Here is a 3,044-nt window from a genome sequence, read left to right on the forward strand (position 1 = left end):
CCTTTATAAGGGGAGGGAGCTAGATCCTCGGTTTGGTGTTGGGTTTGAGGCTATTTCAACATTTACACATCGCACTGACGATCTAAAGCCCCCCTTTATAAGGGGGGTTGGGGGGGTAACACCATCTCAACCAGATCCAGTGCGCCTGGAAATATTCAATAATCTGCTTAAATCGATCGCGGAAGAGATGGGAATAACGCTTCAAAATACCAGCTACTCCGTCAATATCAAAGAACGCCTAGATTTTAGTTGTGCCATATTCGATCGATCTGGAGAATTAGTCGCCAACGCACCCCATATTCCCGTGCATCTGGGTTCGATGAGCGAAAGTGTCACCAGCCTGATCCAAGCGCGGGGTGCAACCCTGCAACCAGGTGATGTCTATATCTCCAATAATCCCTACAACGGCGGTACTCATCTGCCCGATATCACCGCAATTACGCCGATTTTTCTGCCCAACGAGCCGACTCCGGTATTTTACGTGGCATCGCGCGGACATCATGCCGATATCGGTGGCATCACTCCTGGCTCTATGCCCCCACACAGTACCTCGATCGAGCAGGAGGGCATTTTAATCGATAATTTCCAACTCGTCGCTGGCGGTCGATTTCGGCTGACTGAGGTGTTGTTGCTCTTGGCTGAGAGCCACTATCCCGCGCGCAATCCCCAGCAAAATATCGCCGATCTGCAAGCCCAAATTGCGGCAAACGAGCGGGGTGTCCGAGTTCTGTTGGCAACGATCGATAAATACGGCTTAGAGACTGTCGAAGCCTACATGCAACACGTCCGGGACAATGCCGAAGAATCCGTGCGACGGGCGATTTCTGTCCTCAATCCGGGGACTTTTACCTATCCGATGGACGACGGTTGCCAGATTCAGGTGCAGATTGCGATCGATCGAGTCACTCGATCGGCAACGATTGATTTTACAGGCACATCGCCCCAACAACCCACCAACCTCAACGCCCCGTTAGCGATCTGCAAAGCGGTGGTGTTGTATGTGTTCCGTACCCTCGTTGACGACGATATTCCGCTCAATGCTGGTTGCCTCAAACCGTTGCACATCATCGTCCCCACCGGATCGATGCTCGCGCCGCAGTATCCGGCTGCGGTAGTCGCTGGCAATGTCGAAACCTCTCAAGCGATCGCGAATGCTCTCTATGGCGCGCTGGGAGTCATGGCAGCGGCTCAAGGTACGATGAATAATTTTACCTTTGGTACCGATCGCTACCAATACTACGAAACGATCTGCGGCGGTTCTGGTGCTGGGGCAACTTTCCCCGGTACCGATGCGGTGCAAACCCACATGACGAATTCGCGGCTGACAGATCCAGAAGTCCTAGAATTGCGATTCCCCGTGCTCTTGGAGAGTTTCCGCATTCGCGCGGGTAGCGGCGGACGTGGTAAATATTCTGGCGGAAACGGCGTCATTCGGCGCATCCGTTGCCAGGAGGCAATGACGATGGGAATTTTATCGGGACATCGGCTAGTTCCACCGTTTGGTTTGGCAGGTGGGGAGTCGGGAGCTGTGGGGCGAAATTCGATCGAGCGCAAAGATGGCTCTGTGGAGTTATTAGGAAGCAAAGCAGAAGTGCAGATGAATGAAGGGGATGTTTTCTCGATCGAGACTCCTGGCGGTGGTGGCTTTGGGACGCCATGAGTTGTCATCTTGACAAAATCTTAAAAATTAAATTTTCATTATTTTAGTAATCCATATTACATTAAAGTTCTGGGTGAATGATAATGTATAGTCCATATCGAACGAGAGGATAGTCTCCACTCGATCGATATGTATTTAATCTGTGTCTATCCCCCGCGAACTCAGTCAAGTGAAGGTCGCAGGGCGCGATTCTCTTACGAGAGGCTATGCCAACGAGATTATCTGAGATCGATTAGTAAACAACATAGATAATTTTAGCAAATTAAATTGAAGCTTTGTATGAAGAAAAGCATGGCAAAAAATGCCTTAAAGTATCAGATCTATGGAATTATTTTTCTGTCATTACTAAGTATGTATCCATTATCCAAAAGCATACTCGATCTAAGTATTTTATTGAAGACAGATCGGATGATAGGAACGGAGGATTGGTTGAATTCAACAATTCTTAAAAAAGAACAGCTAGCTGTAAAGATTCAGCCCAATCGGCAGAGAATCTTAATCGTATCAGGCAGTAATGGCTTATTTGGAATTTCAGCAGAAAAAATTTCTCAAGCAACTGGTATCGAAACAATTAATCTATCTTCCCATGCTGGACTAGGTGGCGAATATATTCTAAATCGAGCCGCAAAGATAATTAGGAAAGGAGATCTTATTTTACTACCAATCGAGTACTCACTCTACTATTCTTCAGGAATATCGGATGATTTTGAAGATCGAGCGAGTACGCTTAATTCATTTATGATTTCTTACGATCGAGAATCGCTCCAGCAAATTTCATCACTAGCACTTTTACGCTTCTTGCTACGTAATGCTTTTCAAGATATCAGAACACCAGAATATCAAAGTTATTTTCGCGGTCGTTTGTCAAGACAGGATATTTCAGCAAGACTTCAACAACAAAAAGATCGCAAAGATGATAACTGCTATAGCGGGCTAACAATTAATAATTTTGGCGATGAAACTTGCAATGTGGGTAGAGATAACATCCAAATTAATCCCAAAGTTCTAGAACCAGTATTATCTTCAGCTACTAATACCGAGCAAATCGACCCAAAAGGGTATATTAGCAAATTTGTCACAGCCACCAATAGGATCGGAGCCAAAATTATTCCTCTTTATCCAGTATCGACTCACTCAAAACACTCTGAAGCTATAGCTTTTAAGAAATGTACCCAGGAAATAAAAAACTTCTGGAAAGAGCGGAAGATCGAGTTTCGCGATACGCTGCAAGATGCTTTATTAGCTCCAGAGCTGATGTATAACACTCCTTATCATCCAAAAGATACTGGTAGACACCAACGAACGCAGAAAATTATTAAGCTCGTCGAGCGCAATCTGAACAACATCTAAATCTAACAGTTTAATCTTATTTAAAATATATCAA

2 protein-coding genes are annotated in these 3,044 nt (G+C 45.6%); both read left to right on the forward strand.

Annotated features, from left to right (window positions below; genetic code table 11):
* On the forward strand, window positions 1-1,660 hold a 1,660-nt coding region (locus C7B77_RS27100), incomplete at its 5' end, for a hydantoinase B/oxoprolinase family protein (protein WP_245894470.1).
* Between the two features lie 279 nt (window positions 1,661-1,939).
* The gene (locus C7B77_RS27105) at window positions 1,940-3,010 is read left to right on the forward strand and encodes a hypothetical protein (protein ID WP_146138549.1); all 1,071 of its coding nucleotides are present in this window, start codon (window positions 1,940-1,942) and stop codon (window positions 3,008-3,010) included.
* Window positions 3,011-3,044 lie beyond the last annotated feature (34 nt).

This window comes from Chamaesiphon polymorphus CCALA 037, from assembly GCF_003003845.1.
GTDB classification, from domain to species: domain Bacteria; phylum Cyanobacteriota; class Cyanobacteriia; order Cyanobacteriales; family Chamaesiphonaceae; genus Chamaesiphon; species Chamaesiphon polymorphus.

Bases quoted from the DNA above. Each gene is read 5' to 3' on its own strand.
- C7B77_RS27105 (WP_146138549.1), top strand. From the start codon at position 1,940: ATGAAGAAAAGCATGGCAAAAAATGCCTTAAAGTATCAGATCTATGGA.